The sequence below is a fragment of the Amycolatopsis sp. VS8301801F10 genome, assembly GCF_046195355.1.
In the GTDB taxonomy this organism is placed as follows: domain Bacteria; phylum Actinomycetota; class Actinomycetes; order Mycobacteriales; family Pseudonocardiaceae; genus Amycolatopsis.
In genome coordinates this window covers 882,326-899,094 of sequence record NZ_CP176065.1, presented here as the reverse complement: position 1 = coordinate 899,094, position 16,769 = coordinate 882,326, and the positions used below count along the sequence as shown (strand labels likewise).

Below are 16,769 nucleotides of genomic sequence, written 5' to 3'. Positions count from 1 at the left end.
CCGGGCGACTCACCCGTTGGAGATGTGGCCCGCGCCTCGGATAGGGGTTGCCGGGTTGTGCTGATCATGGCCCGGGACAGTGGCGAAGGTCGCGTCAGCCGACGACGACCGGCGGGAGTCCGGGCAGCAGCGGCGGGATCGAAACGACCGGCGGCGGCGCGGGCCGCGTCGGGATCCGGGGTGCGGTGGGGGCGGTGATCGGCGGCGGGACGCTCGGCGGGGCCGGAGGGTGCGGGACCTCGGCTGTCGTCGGGGTCGGGGTCGGCGTGCTCGAGTTGCTGACGGTCGGCGACGAGACCGAGCGCACCGGCAGCGGGGAGTCCGACGGCGGAACGCTCGACTCGGGAGCCGCCGGTGGCGGGCTGCTCGGCGTGGAGCCGCCGGGCGACAGCGGCTGCTGCGTGCACGCGCCGTGCGCGGGGAGCAGGCCGAGTTCGTCGGTGGTGCCGGTGGTGATCTGGTAGCAGCTCAGTCGCGAGCCGAGCGCGGAAGTGCGCTGCTGGACCCGGTCGAGCAACAGGCGGGCCTGCTGGAACTCCTCGCGGGCGGACGCCGGGATGCCGGTCTGCTCCGCTTCCAGCTGCCGCGCCTGGCTCTGCGCCCACGATTCCAGCGACGTCAGCCGAGTGCGGTTGCCGCTCGTCGTGGCCAGTTCGGTGAGTTCGGCCACGCCCGCGCGGACGTCGCTGCCGAAATCGTGCAGCGCGGTTTCGTAGGCCGCCGGGCTGGCGTCGTTCATCCGGCTCAGTTCGGTGACGCGGTTCGCGGCGAACTTCAGGTGTTTCTCGGCTTTGGCCTCGTCGTCGAAGGTCAAACCGAGCGACGTGACCTCGCCGGCTCGCTTCACGCTGTACAGCGCGTCTCCGGGCAGGGCGTCTCGCGAAAGCAGCAGGGTGAGCCCGCCGAGGCCGAGGATCAGCGCGAGGCCCGCGGCGGCGAGGTCGGCCATTCGCGGCCGCCACCGGCGGCGGGGAAGCGGTTCGCCGATGCGGCCTTCGATCTCGGCGCGGATCCGGGCCCGCGTGGCGGGGTCGGGGGCGCCGGCCTGGCCCAGTTCGCGCAGTGCGCCGACGAGGGCCAGCTCTTCGGCGAACTCGCCGGCCCGCTGCCGGGGGGAAGCATTGATCGCGTCGTCGAACCGCTCGCTCTCGGTCCGACCACGCGAAAACCACCCGGGCACGCCCACGGTGCTGCTCCGTCTCCACCCAACGCCCGGCCCTGACCGCCGGTCTGGGTGAGAAACGATTAAGAAAGCGGAAAAGTTACGGTTGTTCGTTGAACGATCAACGCAGGCCGGTCGGCAGCAGCTGCGCGAGCCGCCGGACCGCCCGGTGCTGCAGTGCCTTCACCGCGCCCTCGTTGCGGTCCATGATCTGCGCGGTCTCGGCGACCGACAGCCCCTGCAGGAACCGCAGCACGATGCATTCGCGCTGGTCCTCGCCCAGTTCGGCGACACAGCGCAGCAGCTCGGCCCGGGTCGCGCCGGCGATCGCCTGCTGTTCGGGGCCGGCCTGGGCGGCCGGGCCGACCGGTCCGCCGGGCACGCCGCCCGGTTCGGCGACCTCGTCGGTGACGACCTCGAGCCGGAACCGGCTGGACTTCACGTGGTCGAGGATCAGGTTGCGGGCGATGGTGACGAACCACGCGCCGACGTCGCGGCCCTGGTAGCTGACCGACGTGATCCGGCGCAGCGCGCGCAGGAAGGTCTCGCTGGTGACGTCCTCGGCCAGGTCGCGGTCGCCGAGGCGGAAGAGCGCGTAGCGGTAGACGACGTCGACATACCGGTCATAGAGCTGGCCGAACGCGGAGGAGTCGCCCGCCTGCGCGGCCCGCACCAGTTCCCACGCCTCGGCCTTCGCGACCTCGGCGGCGTCCGGTTCGGGGCCGGTCTTGGGCAGCGGCACGGCGGCCGCGGACGAGCCGAACACGCGGTCGGCGAACATCGAGACCGGGCCGCGGTGCGCGGCGGACAGGGTGATCGGACGGGTCATCGGGCGGCACCTCCGGCTGTCCCTGGTGCGGCCGGGCGCGTTCCCGAGCGCGCGAAGGCAGGCCGCGGCGCGTGTCCCACACCCTCGTGGACCGGCAGCTTCGGCACGACGACTCCCTTGCTCGGGTCACCCGGTAGTGATCAACGCCACCCGGCGACGCAGTGCAGCATACGTGTTGTTACCGCGAAGTAGGTAGTGTCCGGGTCAGGCAGAGGTGCGACGATCGCGCGGCATCCCCATTACGGGTGACAAGATGACGAATCCGCAACGGAACGAGAGGGGTGGGGGTGGACCGGATCAGCACCGCCCACGGCGTCGCCGGCCTGCTCGCCGATGCGGCCAGCCGCTGGCCGGAACGCACGGCGATCACCGAGACGGGCACGGGCAGCACGCTGACCTGGCGAGAGCTCGACGAAGCGGCGCACGCGCAAGCACGCCGGCTGGTCTCCTCCGGCGTCGCGCCGGGCGAACCGGTGGTGCTGCGGCTCCCGACTTCGGCTGACTTCGCGGTCGCCCTGTTCGCCGTGCTGCGCGCGGGCGGAATCGCGGTGCCGCTCTCGCCGCAGGCGCCCGTGCCCGAACTGGAGCGCTTGCTGGAGCACTGCGGCGCGAAACGCGTCGTGCAACGCGACAACGCGGAACTGCCCGAGGGCGTCACCAGCTTGCCGCCGCGCAGCGACGAGCCGGGCGACCCGGTCGATCTCGGCCGTTCCGGCGAGGACATCGCGGTCATTTCGTACACCTCCGGCACGACCGGCCCGCCGCGCGGAGTGCTGCTGTCGCACCGCGCCTTGCTGGCCAACCTCGACCAGCTGTCCCAAGTGGACGGGGTGACCGAGCACGACGACCGGGTGCTGGTCTCGATCCCGCTCTTCCACGTCTACGGCCTCGGCCCGGGGCTGCTCATGGCGACCGCGGTCGGCGCGACGCTCGTGCTGTCCGAACGCTTCGAAGCCCGGCGGACGCTCCAGGACTGCGCCGAGCACCGCGTCACAGCGATCACCGGCGTGCCCGCGATGTACAACGAATTCGCCGCTCTCGAGCCGGAAGAACTCGCCCGCGGGCTGGCGACGGTGAAGCGGCTGACCTCCGGTGCCGCGCCGTTGCATCCGAAGGTGCTCGCGGCGATCCGCGAGGCCGCCGGGCTCGACGTGTACGAGGGCTACGGGCTCACCGAATGCGCGCCGGTGGTGACGTCGACGCTGGTCACCGGCTATCCGAAGCCCGGCTCGGTCGGGCGGCCGCTGCCCGGGATCGAGCTGCGGCTGGTGGATTCCGACGGATCGGCCGACGACCTGCCGCTCGACCCGGAGGAACCGGACGACGTGTTCGAGGCCGGCGGCAGCACCGGGCTGGTGTCGGTGCGCGGGGCGAACCTGTTCTCCGGGTACTGGCCGGACGGCGCGCACGGGCCGGACGCGGAGGGCTGGTTCCGGACCGGCGACGTCGGCTACCTCGATTCCGACGGCGACCTGCATCTGGTCGACCGGGCCAACGACTTGATCATCGTGAACGGCTTCAACGTTTTCCCGCACGAGGTCGAGGAAGTGATCGCGCAGCTGCCCGGGGTGGTCGAGGCCGCCGTCGTGGGCGTGGTGGACGAGCGAAGCGGCGAAGCGGTGAAGGCGGTCGTGGTGCCCGCCGAAGGTGCGGCGTTGTCGGAGCAGCAGGTGGTGGACCAATGCGCCGCGCATCTCGCCGGGTACAAGGTGCCGCACACCGTCGAGTTCGCCGAGACGCTGCCGCATTCGGCGACCGGGAAGCTGCGGCGGCTGAAGCTACGCTGAGTCTGTGCACAAAGTGACCGTGATGAGCCGCGAAGGGTGCCACCTGTGCGAGGTGGCCGAGGCGGACGTCGCGCGGATCTGCGGCGAGCTGGGCGTGCCGTGGGAGACCGCGGACGTCGACAGCGACCCGGAATGGCGGGCCGAATACGGCGACCAGGTGCCGGTGATCCTGATCGACGGGGTCGAGCACGGGTACTGGCGCGTCGAGGAAGAACGGCTGCGCGCGGCGTTGCGGTAAGCAACCCGTAAGCGGTTCGAACGGGCTCGCGAGGGCCCGACCCGCCGAAGATGGTGGGGTGAGTGCCTTGAAAGAAGCCCCGCCGACCGCCCGGCCGCGCCTGTCGCTGGGCCTCGCGACGTTCCTCGGGCTGGTTTCGCTGGCCGTCGCGCTGGGTGTGGGACATCTGGTCGCCGGTTTCGTCGGGTACAACGCGTCGCCGTTCGTCGCGGTCGCGGACTTCGTGATCGCGCACAGCCCGCACGCCGTCGTGGTGTGGGCGGAGCAGACGATCGGGACCGCCGACAAGACCGTGCTCAAGATCGGCCTGGCCGTGGTGCTGCTGGGCTTCGCGGTGCTCGCCGGACAGCTTTCGCGCCGTCGTCCGCTGCCGGGCCAGTTGCTGGTGGTCGTGGTCGGCGCGTTCGGCATTTACGCGGTGTTCGAGCGCACGGACGTCGGGCAGCTCGCGTTGCTGGCTCCGGTGCTGGCGCTGGGCGCTGCGCTGCTGGTGTTCACCTGGCTGCATCGCCGGGCCTTGCCGGCGGAAACCGAACCGCGGCAAGGACTCAGCCGCCGCCAGGTGCTGCGGCGCGGCGCGGGAATCGCGGCTGGCGCGGGCGTCGCGGCGATCGTCGGCGAGGTCGTGTCCACCACCAGCAGCGCGACCGGCTCGCGGGCGTCGATCGGGCCGCTGGTCGCTGCCCGGAAGGCCCCGCCGCTGCCGCCGGACGCGGATTTCCACCGGCTCGGGTCGCCGCCGTTCATCACGCCGAACGGGAGTTTCTACCGGATCGACACCGCGTTCGTCGTGCCGCAGGTGCGGGCCGAGGACTGGACCCTGAAGATCCACGGCATGGTCGACCGCGAGGTGAGCTTCTCCTACGCGGACATCCGGAACCGCCCGCTGGTGGAGCGGACCGTGACGCTCACCTGCGTCTCCAACGAGGTCGGCGGCGACCTGATCTCCACCGCGAACTTCATCGGCGTGGACCTGGCCGACCTGCTGGCCGAGGCGGGCGTGCAGGCGGGCGCGCAGCAGATGTACGCGACCAGTGTCGACGGCTTCACCTGCGGCACCCCGGCCAACGTCGCGCTCGACCCGGCGCGCGGCGCGATGCTGGCGATCGGCATGAACGGCGAGCCGCTCCCGGTCGAGCACGGCTTCCCGGCGCGGATCGTGATCCCCGGGCTGTACGGGTACGTGTCGGCCACCAAATGGGTCACCGACCTGGAGTTCACCACCTGGGACGCGCGGCAGGCGTACTGGCTTCAGCGGGGCTGGGCGGAACAGGCCCCGATCAAGACCGAATCGCGGATCGACGCACCGGCCAGCGGGACGTCGGTGCGCGCGGGCAAGGTCCGGGTGGCGGGGACGGCGTGGGCGCAGCACGTCGGGATCGCGAAGGTCGAGGTGCGGGTCGACCAGGGCGGGTGGCTTCCGGCGACGCTTTCGGCCGAGGTCAACAAGGACACCTGGCGGATGTGGTGGGCCGAGGTGCCGGTGCCGCCGGGCAGCCACACGGTGACGGTGCGGGCGACCGACCAGTCCGGCTACACCCAGACCGACCACCCCGCGGACCCGGTTCCGGACGGCGCGACCGGGTGGCACACGGTGCCCTTCACCGCCGCCTGAGCGAGCGTGGTTGTGCTTCTGGTCATGCGGATGACCAGTGACTTTGTGCATGCGTTCACAAGTGGACTACCGTAGGAACCCGTCCCCGCGAGGGCCGGTATCGAACCGGACGGAAGCCGTGGGGTCAAGGGTTGGTTTTCCACTGCCGGTCGAGGCAGCTGGGGGACAGCGCGGGCACGAAGCCGGATTGAGGAGAAGTCAGCGTGGTGACACAGCGGGGCGGGCGCAGCGGTGCCGAACCGCCGGCCACGCCTCCCCGCGACGAATCCGATTCGGCCGAACCCGCCCCGCCAGCCGCGCGCCGGTCCGGCGGACGGCACGCCGCGGGCAGCCGCCGTCGCGCGACGGTGACCGAGAACGGGTTGGCGCGCAACGGAAACTCGGCGGGCCCGGAGAACGGGAACGAGCAGGTCGCCGGTGGCGGCGCGCACGCCGCGGGCAACGGCCGGGCCGCCGCGTCCGGCAACGGCAACGGCCGCACCAGCCGCGCCGCCGCCCGAGCCGCCGCCGAAGCCCAGGCCGAAACCGCCGCGGAGACCGACGCCACCGGCCGCACCCGCCGTCCGGCCCGGGCAGCGCGCACCGCTCCGGACGCCGACAACGCCCCGACCGCCGAGATGCCCGCCGTCTCCGACCCCGAAGACACCGCGGTCCGGGCGAAGCAGATCCCGGAGGCCGCCGTCGCCCGGCTGGCCGTTTACCTGCGGATCCTCTCCGGATTGGCCGAGCAGGGCGCGACCACCGTCTCCAGCGAGGAACTCTCCGCGGCAGCCGGCGTGAACTCCGCCAAACTGCGCAAAGACCTCTCCTACCTGGGCTCCTACGGCACCCGCGGCGTCGGCTACGAGGTGCAGGTGCTCGTCAGCCAGATCGAGCGGATCCTCGGCCTCACCCGGCAGCACCGGGTCGCCGTGGTCGGGATCGGCAACCTCGGCCACGCGCTCGCCAACTACGGCGGCTTCCCCGGCCGCGGCTTCCCGGTCGAGGCGCTCTTCGACCTCGACCCCGATCTGATCGGCGTTCCCGTAGGGGGACTGCCGGTCTCGCACATGGACGACATTCCTCGCGTCTGCTCCGAACGGGAGATTTCCGTGGGGATCATCGCCACACCTCCTACCGCCGCGCAGTCGGTGTGCGACAGGCTGGTAGCGGGCGGCGTCCAGTGCATCCTCAACTTCGCGCCGGTAGTGCTCCAGGTGCCGGCACACGTCGAGGTCCGCAAGGTCGACCTGGCCGTCGAGCTGCAGATCCTCTCGTTCCACGTGGCTCGGCGCGCCGACAGCGCGGCCGGTGCGGCCGGGGAAAACCAGGGGAATACCGGGTTACCCGGCACCGGCCTGCCCGCCGACAATGGCAGCGGACGAAACGGCGCCGGCACGGACGGCGGTCTCGGAATGGTGGTGCGCTGATGAGCGTGTTGGCGGTCGGGCTCTCCCATCGCAGTGCGGATCTCGGCACGCTCGAGCGTGCGGCGATCCCGGCGGACGAGCTGACCAAGGTCCTGCACGACCTGCAGCAGGCGGAGCACATCAGCGAGGTCATGCTCGTCTCGACGTGCAACCGCATCGAGGTCTACGCCGTGGTCGAGACGTTCCACGGCGGCGTCAACGACGTCTCGGAGGTGCTCTCCCGCAAGGCCGGGATGGAGCCCGCCGAGCTGTACGACAGCCTGTACGTGCACTACGCGGGCGCGGCCGTCGAGCACCTGTTCTCCGTCGCTTCGGGCCTCGACTCGATGGTGGTCGGCGAGACGCAGATCCTCGGTCAGGTCCGCTCCGCGTACGCGACCGCGCGCGACGCCGGCACGGTCGGCCGCACGCTGCACGAGCTGATCCAGACCACGCTGCGCGTCGGCAAGCGCGTGCACTCCGAGACCGGGCTCGACCAGCTCGGCGCGTCCGTCGTGTCCGAGGCGCTCGCCGCCGCGGGGGACATCGCGGGCAAGCACGCGCTGATCGTCGGGGCCGGTTCGATGGGCGCGCTCACCGCTTCGCAGCTGCGCAAGGCCGGGATCGCCGAGATCACCGTGGCCAACCGCACCGAAGCCAACGCCGTCCGGCTGGCCGAGAAGATCGTCGCGGAGGGGATTCCGGCCCGTTCGGTGCCGTTGACCTCGCTTGCCGAGGCGGTCGAGCTGGCCGACCTCGTCGTGGCGTGCACCGGGGCGCAGGACGCGGTCTTCCTCGCCGGGCACGTGCCCGCGCGCGTCGGCCGTCCGCTGGTCGTCTGCGACCTCGGGCTGCCCAAGGACGTCGACCCCGCGGTCGCCGAACTCGCCGACGTCACCGTGGTCGACCTGGAGACGATCCAGCGCCGCATGCGCGACGCGGGAGCCCCGACCACCGAACGGCAGACCGCCAAAGCCAACGGCATCGTGCTCGACGAGGTGCGCGAGTACCTCGCCGGACAGCGCAGTGCCGAGGTCACGCCCACGGTCACCGCGCTGCGCAGGCGCGCGGCCGAGGTGGTGGACGCGGAACTGCTCCGCCTGGACAACCGGCTGCCGGAACTCGACAGCCAGGTTCGCGAAGAGGTCGGCCGCACGGTTCGCCGGGTGGTCGACAAGCTGCTGCACGCGCCGACGGTGCGGGTCAAGCAGCTGGCCGCCGAGACGGCCGACACCGACTACGCCAACGCGTTGCGGGAACTGTTCTGCCTCGACCCGCAGGCTCCTGCGGCCGTGGCGAGCCCGTCAGCGCCGGAATCCGAGAAGAAGCGGTAAGTGACCAGAGTCATTCGCATCGGCACGCGGGGCAGCAAGCTCGCCCTCGCGCAGACCGGCATCGTCGCCGACACCATCCGCGCCACCGGGGCGGAGGTGGAGATCGTCACCGTCACCACGCCCGGCGACCTCTCCAGCGCCCCGATCTCGCAGATCGGGGTCGGCGTGTTCACCTCGGCGCTGCGGGAAGCGTTGCTGCGCAATGAGATCGACGTCGCCGTGCACTCCTACAAGGACCTGCCCACCGCGCCCGAGGACGGCCTCGTGCTGGCCGCGGTGCCGCCGCGCGAGGACCCGCGCGACGCGCTGATCGCCCGCGACGGCCTCACCCTCGGCGAGCTTCCGCCGGGCGCGAAGGTCGGCACCGGCGCGGCGCGGCGGATGGCCCAGCTGCGCGCGCTGGGCCTCGGTTTGGAAATCGTGCCGATCCGAGGCAATATCGATACCCGCATGCGCAAGGTGACCGACGGCGAGCTGGATGCCGTGGTGCTCGCGCGTGCCGGACTGGCCAGGGTCGGCCGGGTGGACGAGATCACCGAAACCCTCGACCCGATCCAGATGCTGCCCGCCCCCGCGCAGGGGGCGCTGGCGCTGGAGTGCCGGGCCGCCGACGTGGACATCGAGCACCTGCTCGCGTCCGCGGTGGACGACGAGAGCACGCGGGTCGCGGTGACGGCCGAACGGGCTCTGCTCGCCGCGCTCGAAGCAGGGTGCAGCGCGCCGGTGGGTGCGCTCGCCGAGATCGTCGAGGACCTCGACGACGAGGGCGCGGTGGTGGAACGGATCTCGCTGCGCGGCACCGCTGCCGTCGAAGGCGAGAACGGCGGCGTCGACATGGTGCGGGCTTCCGCGATCGCCGGGATCGGCGAGGCGGAGAAGCTCGGCCGGGAACTGGCCGCCGAACTGCTTGACCTGGGAGCCGGGGCGCTGCTCGGCCCCGCGCTGTGACGCCAGCCGTCACCGACCCGCACGACCTGCCCGACACCAGCGGCCGGAGCGCCGGCCGCCCAAGAGGAGAAGAACACCAACGATGACCCCTGCTCGCAAGACCGCCGGGCGCGTCGCCTTCGTGGGCTCGGGCCCCGGGGACGCCGGGCTGCTCACCGTCCGCGCCCAGGAACTCCTGGCCAAGGCCGAGGTCGTGGTGACCGACCCGGACGTGCCCGCCAGCGTGCTCGCCTTCGCCGCCCCCGGAGCCGAGGTCCGCCCCGCCGTCGGCGAACCGTCCGACGTGGCGAAGGACCTGACCGCCGAGGCCAAGGCCGGCCGGCTCGCGCTGCGGCTGGTCTCCGGCGACCCGCTGACCAGCCCGGCCGTCGTGGCCGAGGTCCAGGCCGTGGCTCGCACCTCGGCCGTGTTCGACGTCATCCCCGGCGTCGCGCCGGGCACCGCGGTCCCGGCGTACGCGGGGGTCGCGCTCGGCGGCACCTACACCGAGGCCGACGTCCGCGGCGAGGTCGACTGGGGCGCGCTCGCCGCGTCCCCCGGCCCGATCGTGCTGCACGCCACCTCGGCGCACCTGGCCGAGGCGGCGAGCCAGCTCACCGAGAAGGGGCTGCCGCCGACCACCCCGGTCGCGGTCACCGCGAACGGCACCATCAACACCCAGCGCACGCTGGACACCACGCTGGCCTCGGTCGCGAACGACGCGGGCGAACTGGTCGGCCCGCTGGTCGTGACGGTCGGGCAGGCCGCAGGGCAGCGGTCGAAGCTGTCCTGGTGGGAGTCGCGGGCGCTGTACGGCTGGAAGGTCCTGGTGCCGCGCACCAAGGAGCAGGCGGGCGAGATGGCCGAGCGGCTGCGCGGCCACGGCGCGACCTCGCACGAGGTGCCGACGATCTCGGTCGAGCCGCCGCGCAGCCCGGCGCAGATGGAGCGGTCGGTCAAGGGCCTGGTCGACGGCCGGTACCAGTGGATCGTCTTCACCTCCACCAACGCGGTGCGCGCGGTGTGGGAGAAGTTCGAGGAGTTCGGCCTGGACGCGCGCGCGTTCTCCGGCGTGAAGATCGCCTGCGTCGGCGAATCGACCGCGGCGAAGGTGCGGTCGTTCGGGATCATCCCGGAGCTGGTGCCGACGGGCGAGCAGTCGTCCGAGGGGCTGCTGGCCGAGTTCCCGCCTTATGACGACGTGCTGGATCCGGTGAACCGGGTTCTGCTGCCGCGGGCGGATATCGCCACCGAGATCCTGTCGGCTGGTCTGGTCGAGCGTGGTTGGGAAGTCGACGACGTCACGGCTTACCGGACTGTGCGGGCCGCTCCGCCGCCCGCCGAGACTCGCGAGATGATCAAGACCGGCGGGTTCGACGCGGTCTGTTTCACCTCGTCGTCGACCGTGCGGAACCTGGTCGGTATTGCCGGGAAGCCGCACACGCGCACGCTGGTGGCGTGCATCGGGCCGAAGACCGCCGAGACCGCGGTGGAGTTCGGGCTGCGGGTGGACGTCCAGCCGGAGAAGGCCGACGTGCCGCACCTGGTGGACGCGCTCGCCGAGCACGCCGCCCGGCTTCGTGCGGAGGGCGCGTTGCCGCCGCCGCGCAAGGCCAAGCGGACTCGGCGCAGCTGAGTCGGCTCGTCGCCTGGCGGCGACATTGCGCCTCGATGGTGAGGCGGGGCACCCCGATTTTTTAGCGTGACTACGGCGCGGGGGTGCTTGTCAAGGCGGGAAAGATGCCTTGACAAGCACCCCCGCGCCGTGTTTTTGGCTTTGTATCGGGGGCGGGGGAGGTGTGGGTGCCTCGCTTGGCGGGTGCATCGGCTGCGGGGGAGGTGGGGCCTCGTTGTTGGGTGCATCGGATGCGGGGTGAGGGTGAGCACCGCCTGCCGGGCGGATTTGTCGCGGAGTACCTTGGAGTTGTGTTCCCTGAGCAGCGACCCCGCAGGCTTCGTTCCACTCCGGCAATGCGCAGGTTGGTCAGTGAGACCACGTTGCGGCCACGGCAGCTGATCCTGCCGATGTTCGTCGCTGAAGGTCTTGACGCGCCTCGGCCGATCGCCAGCATGCCCGGCGTCGTTCAGCACACTCGCGACACCTTGCGCAAGGCCGCGGTCGAGGCGGTCAACGCGGGAGTCGGCGGGCTGATGCTCTTCGGCATTCCGGAGAAGCGGGACGCCCAGGGATCCGGCGCGGTCGACGAGAACGGCATTCTCAACGTCGCGCTGCGGGATCTGCGCAGCGAACTCGGCGACTCCACCGTGCTGATGGCCGACACCTGCCTGGACGAGTTCACCGACCACGGGCACTGCGGGGTTCTCGACGCGGACGGGCTGGTCGACAACGACGCCACGCTTCGGTTGTACGCCGACATGGGCGTCGCGCAGGCGGAAGCCGGTGCGCACGTGCTCGGGCCCAGCGGGATGATGGACGGGCAGGTCGGCGTGATCCGCCGGGCGCTGGACGAGGTCGGGCACAGCGAGACCGCGATTCTCGCCTACACCGTCAAGTACGCCAGTGCCTTCTTCGGGCCGTTCCGCGAGGCCGTCGACTCGCAGCTCAAGGGCGATCGCAAGACTTACCAGCAGGACTTCGGCAACGCCCGCGAGGCGCTGCGCGAGATCGAGCTGGACCTCGCCGAGGGCGCGGACATGATCATGGTCAAGCCTGGTCTGTCCTATTTGGACATCGTGAAGGCGGCCGCCGACATTTCGCCGGTTCCCGTCGCGGCGTACAACATCTCCGGCGAGTACGCGATGGTCGAGGCGGCCGCGGCGAACGGCTGGATCGACCGGGAGAGCACCGTGCTCGAGGTGCTCACCTCGTTCCGGCGCGCGGGGGCGGACCTGATCCTGACCTACTGGGCGGCCGAGGCCGCGGCCTGGCTGGACTGAGCCCGGGTAGGGTCTTCCGGGTGGCCGAGAAGGACAAGAACACCCCGAAGCCAGCCGAGGTGACCCCGGACGATCTTTCCGGGCTCACCGACGACGAGCGCCGCAAGCGCGGGCGCGCGCCGGATCCGGTGCTGCCGGGGCAGGCCGCGCCGAAGGCCAAGCCGCCGACGCCGGTGCACGTCGCGTTCGTGCTCGCCATCGTGGCCGCGGTGATCGTGGTGGCCGGTCAGGTGGTCACCGTCTTGCTCAAGCAGCAGCTGGTCGACCGCGCGATCGAGCAGGTTCGGCAGAGCGGTCAGAAGGTCGACGTCGCTCAGGTGCAGGCCAACGCCACCACCCTCGTGTGGGCCATGCTGATCGGCGCGCTGTGCTTCGGCGGGCTGCTCGTGCTGTTCGCCTGGAAGGCCCGCGAGGGCACGCGGTCGGCGCGCAGCATCGCGACGCTGCTGGCGGTGCTCGGCATCGTGTTCGAACTCGGGGTGATCCGCAGCATTTTCGCGCTCGCCTCGTCGCTGGCGCTGGTCGTCATGCTGATCCTGCTGTACCTGCCGAAGGTCGCGGACTACTTCCCGAAGGTCGGCAAGAAGCTGTAATGGCGGCCAGGACCCTGTACTCCGAGGCCGGTGTCGGCTGGTCGGCGCTGGTCTGGGGCCCGTTGTTCGCGTTGCTCGGCGCGCTCGCGGAACTGACCACCGGCGGGCCGGCGCACGTCGTCGGCTGGGTGCTGATCGGGCTCGCCTTGTTCGGGCTGACGCTGCCGTGGGTGTACGCGCGGCGGCGGTTCCTTTCGCTCGAGGTCACCACCGAGGGGCTGCGGCAGGGGCGGGAAACGCTGGCTGCCGAGCGGATCGCCTCGGTGACCGACGTCGGCGCGCCGGTCGGGGCGCGGGTGCTCGGCGGTGGCTGGTCGGCGCCGCGGAAGTACGACGAGGTGCCGGTCGAGCTGGACGACGGCACGGTGGTGCTCGCCTGGGCCCGCGACGGCGAAGCGCTGAAGACCGCGCTCGCGGAGCTGGCGGCGAAGAACCGACCCGAGGAACAGGCCGATGACTCCCGGAACTGAACCCCCACGAGGGACGCGGAACGGCGGCGAACCTGAAAGGCTGGACCCCGTGATCGACCTACCCCAGCCGACCGGAGCCGGGCTTTGGCCGCCGGAGGAACCCCAGCCGCAGGCGAAACTCAACCAGCCGTGGCGCGCGTTCGTCGCGCTCGGCGAGGTCGTGGTGGCCGGATTGGTGCTGTGGGCGGCGTTCGCGCTGTGGCACGCCGGGGTCGTCCCGGTCGTCACCACGGCGGGCGACGGCACGCCGCTGACGTCGCATCGGTACTTCGGCGGGCACATCGCCGGCGCGCTCGGGCTCGGCACGCTGTCCGCGATCCTGGTGGTGGACGCGGTCCGGCAATTGCTGCTCGCGGTGCGGGCGCGGCACAAAAAGAAGAAGGACTGATTACACAGCTGTCCCACAGGGAACCAACAGCTGACTGCTAAGCAGGCCCCGCAGTCTTGCCGCCATGACGCGGCTGCGCAACCGAACCTGGGTGGTCAACGGAGTCCTTGTCGTGCTGCTCGGCGGCGCGGGTTTCGGGATTTACCAGGCCTTTTCCCCGAGCAGTTCGACCGCGCAGGCGCAAACCCGGACGACGCCGGTCCGGCGCGCGAACGTCTCCCAGACCGTGTCGGCGGCGGGCACGATCGCGAGTACCTACACCGGCGTCGCGAACTTCACCGCGTCCGGCAAGGTGACGAGCATCGACGTGAAGGTCGGCGACGTCGTGAGCGCCGGGCAGAAGCTCGCGACGATCGACTCTTCCCAGGCGAGCAAACAACTTCAGGTGGCCAAGGCCAACCTCGCGGTCGCCGAGGACAACCTCGCCACGGCGCAGGCGCAGAGCAGTACTACGGCGCTTCAGGCCAAAGTGGATCAAGCGCAGCTGGACGTCGACAACGCCGAATCGGCGCTCGCCGCGACGACGTTGACCGCGCCGGGGGCGGGGACTGTCACCGCGATTAACGGGACTGTCGGGCAGCAAACGGGCAGTGGCTCCGGCAACAGTTCCGCGGCGGCGTCGTCTGGTTCCACCGGGCAACAGTCGTCCAGCAGCAGTAGCAGCACTGGCTTTATCGACATCACCGACCTGGGCAGTCTCGTCGTCAATACCTCGGTGGCGGAAATTGACGTGAGCAAGGTGAAAACTGGGCAGAAAGCCACGGTCACGTTGAACGCGACGCCGGATCAACCGTTGCCGGCGACCGTTTCCAGTATCGATCTGACGCCGACCACGAGCAGCAATGTCGTCAGTTACGGCGCGAAGCTGACGTTGTCGAATCCGCCGTCGGGTTTGCGGCCCGGACAGTCGGCGAGCGTCGTGATCACCGTCGCGGAAGCCGATGGCGTGCTGAGCGTTCCGGCCGCCGCGGTGCGGACCAGCGGGACGACGAGCGTGGTCACGGTGGAGCGGAACGGGCAGCCGGTTTCGCGGCAGGTCGAGGTCGGGGTGCGCGGAGAGTCCACTGTGGAGATCAAGTCCGGGCTCGAGGAGGGCGACCAGGTGGTGTTGACGGCCGCGTCGCCGACCACGTCGAGCGGCTCCGGGCAGCAACGCACGGGCGGCACGGGCGGTCTCGGCGGCTTCGGCGGCGGACGCCAAGGCGGCGTCGGCGGTCTCGGCGGCGGGGGCCGGGGATGAAGCCGGTGATCGCGGTCTCCGGACTGCGCAAGACCTACGGCAGCGGAGAAACGGCGGTGCACGCGCTGCGCGGCGTGGATCTGCGGGTGTGGCCGGGCGAGTACGTGGCGATCATGGGCGCGTCCGGGTCCGGAAAATCGACGCTGCTGAACATGCTCGGCTGTCTCGACACGCCGAGCTCGGGCCGGTACCTGCTGGACGGCTTCTCGGTCGCCGACCTCAACGAACGGCAGCTTGCCTTGCTGCGCAACCGAAAGATCGGCTTCATCTTCCAATCCTTCAACCTCGTGCCGCGCACCAGCGCGTTGTCCAATGTGGAATTGCCAATGGTCTACAGTGGACTCAAGCGCGGGGAACGGCGCCGCCGGGCACTCGCCGCGCTGGAGCTGGTCGGGCTGACCGACCGGGCCAAGCATCTGCCGAACGAACTGTCCGGCGGACAGCAGCAGCGGGTCGCGGTGGCGCGGGCGCTCGTCGGCGGACCGGCGTTGCTGCTCGCCGACGAACCGACCGGAAACCTCGACCACGCAAGCACTGTCGACGTCCTCGGTGTCTTCGACCGGCTCAACGCGCTCGGCCGCACGGTCGTGGTGATCACGCACGAGGACGAGGTCGCGCAGCACGCGCACCGGGTCGTGCGAGTCAGTGACGGGCGGATCGTGTCCGACGAGGCCCGCGCCGGGGTGGTCGCGTGAACTTCGTCGAGATCATGCGGTTCGCGGTGCGCGGGCTCGCGTCGAACAAACTGCGTTCGGTGCTCACCACGCTCGGCATCACCATCGGGGTGGCGTCGGTGATCTTGTTGGTAGCAGTGGGAAACGGGGCTTCGGCGGCGATCACCGCGAGCATCCAGGGGCTGGGCACGGACGTGGTCAACGTGTCCCCGGTGCGCGGCGGCGGGCAGGCCAGCCAGGTCCGGCCGCTCACCGTGCAGGACGCGCACGCGCTGGTCGACCCGGTGGGCGCGCCGGACGTCAAGGCGGCGGCTCCAGTGGTGAACACCAGCGCGACCGCGACGTACGGGCAGACTTCCTATGACCTGTCGAGCGTCGTCGGCACCGAACCCAGCTACTTCACCACCACGAACCGCCAGATCGCCGACGGTCAGCTGTTCAGCGCCGAGGACGTGACTCAGGCGCGCAAGGTCGTCGTGCTCGGACCGACGACCGCGCAATCGATCTTCGGCGCGGGCGAACCGGTCGGCAAGAACGTGTTGCTCAACAGCATCCAGTTCACCGTGATCGGCGTCTTGCAAACGAAGGGCAGCACCGGGCTGCAGAACGCCGACGACGTCGCGATCGCCCCGATCAGCGCGGTGCAGAACTCGCTCGCCGGCTACGGCGGGCTGAACCAGATCGCGGTGCAGGCGGCCACCGCCGACTCGATCGGGCTGGCCCAGGCCGAGGTCACCGCGATCCTCGACGCCCGGCACGGCATCCAGACCACGGCGAATCCGGACTTCCAGATCCAGAACTCCGCGCAGCTGCTGCAGACCCGCACGTCGGCGATCGAGACGTTCACCGTGCTGCTCGGCGCGGTCGCGGCGATCTCCCTGCTGGTCGGCGGGATCGGCGTCACGAACATCATGCTCGTCACGGTCACCGAGCGGATCCGCGAGATCGGCATCCGCAAGGCGATCGGCGCGCCGCGCTCGGCGATCCTCGGCCAGTTTCTCGCCGAGGCGACCATGCTGAGTCTTTTTGGCGGACTGCTCGGCGTGCTGATCGGCGTGGTCGGCAGCCGGTTCAGCATCGCGGGCATCCAGCCGGTGGTGGTGCCGTCGTCGATCGCGCTGGCGTTCGCGGTATCCGCGCTGATCGGGCTTTTCTTCGGCAGTTTCCCGGCGAACCGGGCTTCGCGGCTGCGGCCGATCGACGCCCTCCGGCACGAGTAGGAGCGT

Annotated in this window: 16 protein-coding genes; 14 read left to right on the top strand and 2 right to left on the bottom strand. The window is 71.0% G+C overall.

All coding sequences use genetic code 11. From position 1 onward, the window contains the following. Nucleotides 1-94: 94 nt before the first annotated feature. Both F9C11_RS04295 and F9C11_RS04290 read right to left on the bottom strand, forming a co-directional pair. On the bottom strand, nucleotides 95-1,186 hold the full coding sequence (locus F9C11_RS04295; RefSeq protein WP_409183618.1) for a DUF5667 domain-containing protein: 1,092 nt from the start codon (nucleotides 1,184-1,186) through the stop codon (nucleotides 95-97). A 97-nt stretch (nucleotides 1,187-1,283) separates the two neighbouring features. Beyond that, nucleotides 1,284-1,991: a sigma-70 family RNA polymerase sigma factor gene (locus tag F9C11_RS04290; protein ID WP_409183617.1), complete on the bottom strand. Its 708-nt coding sequence runs from the start codon at nucleotides 1,989-1,991 to the stop codon at nucleotides 1,284-1,286. Nucleotides 1,992-2,272: 281 nt separating this feature from the next. On the opposite strand from F9C11_RS04290, the gene F9C11_RS04285 reads away from it, so the two are divergent. The 14 genes from F9C11_RS04285 (at nucleotide 2,273) to F9C11_RS04220 (ending at nucleotide 16,763) form a co-directional block, all read left to right on the top strand. Then, complete coding sequence (locus tag F9C11_RS04285; RefSeq protein ID WP_409183616.1) at nucleotides 2,273-3,778, top strand: AMP-binding protein; 1,506 nt, start codon at nucleotides 2,273-2,275, stop codon at nucleotides 3,776-3,778. A 22-nt stretch (nucleotides 3,779-3,800) separates the two neighbouring features. After that, a complete protein-coding gene (locus tag F9C11_RS04280) occupies nucleotides 3,801-4,016 on the top strand; it encodes a glutaredoxin family protein (RefSeq protein WP_409186809.1) in 216 nt (71 codons plus the stop codon). Between the two features lie 58 nt (nucleotides 4,017-4,074). Beyond that, on the top strand, nucleotides 4,075-5,631 hold the full coding sequence (locus F9C11_RS04275) for a molybdopterin-dependent oxidoreductase (protein WP_409183615.1): 1,557 nt from the start codon (nucleotides 4,075-4,077) through the stop codon (nucleotides 5,629-5,631). Between the two features lie 617 nt (nucleotides 5,632-6,248). Next, complete coding sequence (locus F9C11_RS04270) at nucleotides 6,249-7,040, top strand: redox-sensing transcriptional repressor Rex (RefSeq protein ID WP_409186808.1); 792 nt, start codon at nucleotides 6,249-6,251, stop codon at nucleotides 7,038-7,040. Then, nucleotides 7,040-8,353 carry a glutamyl-tRNA reductase gene (locus F9C11_RS04265; protein ID WP_409183614.1) on the top strand — a complete coding sequence of 438 codons (1,314 nt, stop codon included), beginning with the start codon at nucleotides 7,040-7,042 and terminating at the stop codon, nucleotides 8,351-8,353. The genes F9C11_RS04270 and F9C11_RS04265 overlap by 1 nt, the downstream gene beginning before the upstream one ends. Then, on the top strand, nucleotides 8,354-9,301 hold the full coding sequence (gene hemC, locus F9C11_RS04260; protein WP_037818841.1) for a hydroxymethylbilane synthase: 948 nt from the start codon (nucleotides 8,354-8,356) through the stop codon (nucleotides 9,299-9,301). Nucleotides 9,302-9,383: 82 nt separating this feature from the next. Further along, a complete protein-coding gene (locus F9C11_RS04255) occupies nucleotides 9,384-10,916 on the top strand; it encodes a uroporphyrinogen-III synthase (RefSeq protein ID WP_409183613.1) in 1,533 nt (510 codons plus the stop codon). A gap of 290 nt (nucleotides 10,917-11,206) precedes the next feature. Continuing rightward, nucleotides 11,207-12,178, top strand: coding sequence for a porphobilinogen synthase (gene hemB, locus F9C11_RS04250; protein WP_409183612.1), 972 nt, complete (start codon nucleotides 11,207-11,209; stop codon nucleotides 12,176-12,178). Nucleotides 12,179-12,198: 20 nt separating this feature from the next. Beyond that, nucleotides 12,199-12,771: a hypothetical protein gene (locus F9C11_RS04245; RefSeq protein ID WP_409183611.1), complete on the top strand. Its 573-nt coding sequence runs from the start codon at nucleotides 12,199-12,201 to the stop codon at nucleotides 12,769-12,771. Beyond that, nucleotides 12,771-13,241: a hypothetical protein gene (locus F9C11_RS04240; protein WP_409183610.1), complete on the top strand. Its 471-nt coding sequence runs from the start codon at nucleotides 12,771-12,773 to the stop codon at nucleotides 13,239-13,241. The genes F9C11_RS04245 and F9C11_RS04240 overlap by 1 nt, the downstream gene beginning before the upstream one ends. A 49-nt stretch (nucleotides 13,242-13,290) precedes the next feature. After that, complete coding sequence (locus F9C11_RS04235) at nucleotides 13,291-13,629, top strand: hypothetical protein (protein WP_409183609.1); 339 nt, start codon at nucleotides 13,291-13,293, stop codon at nucleotides 13,627-13,629. A gap of 64 nt (nucleotides 13,630-13,693) precedes the next feature. Beyond that, nucleotides 13,694-14,869, top strand: coding sequence for an efflux RND transporter periplasmic adaptor subunit (locus tag F9C11_RS04230; protein ID WP_409183608.1), 1,176 nt, complete (start codon nucleotides 13,694-13,696; stop codon nucleotides 14,867-14,869). Next, nucleotides 14,866-15,564 carry an ABC transporter ATP-binding protein gene (locus F9C11_RS04225; protein ID WP_409183607.1) on the top strand — a complete coding sequence of 233 codons (699 nt, stop codon included), beginning with the start codon at nucleotides 14,866-14,868 and terminating at the stop codon, nucleotides 15,562-15,564. Before F9C11_RS04230 ends, F9C11_RS04225 begins: the two co-directional genes overlap by 4 nt. After that, complete coding sequence (locus F9C11_RS04220) at nucleotides 15,561-16,763, top strand: ABC transporter permease (RefSeq protein WP_409183606.1); 1,203 nt, start codon at nucleotides 15,561-15,563, stop codon at nucleotides 16,761-16,763. Before F9C11_RS04225 ends, F9C11_RS04220 begins: the two co-directional genes overlap by 4 nt. Nucleotides 16,764-16,769: the final 6 nt, after the last annotated feature.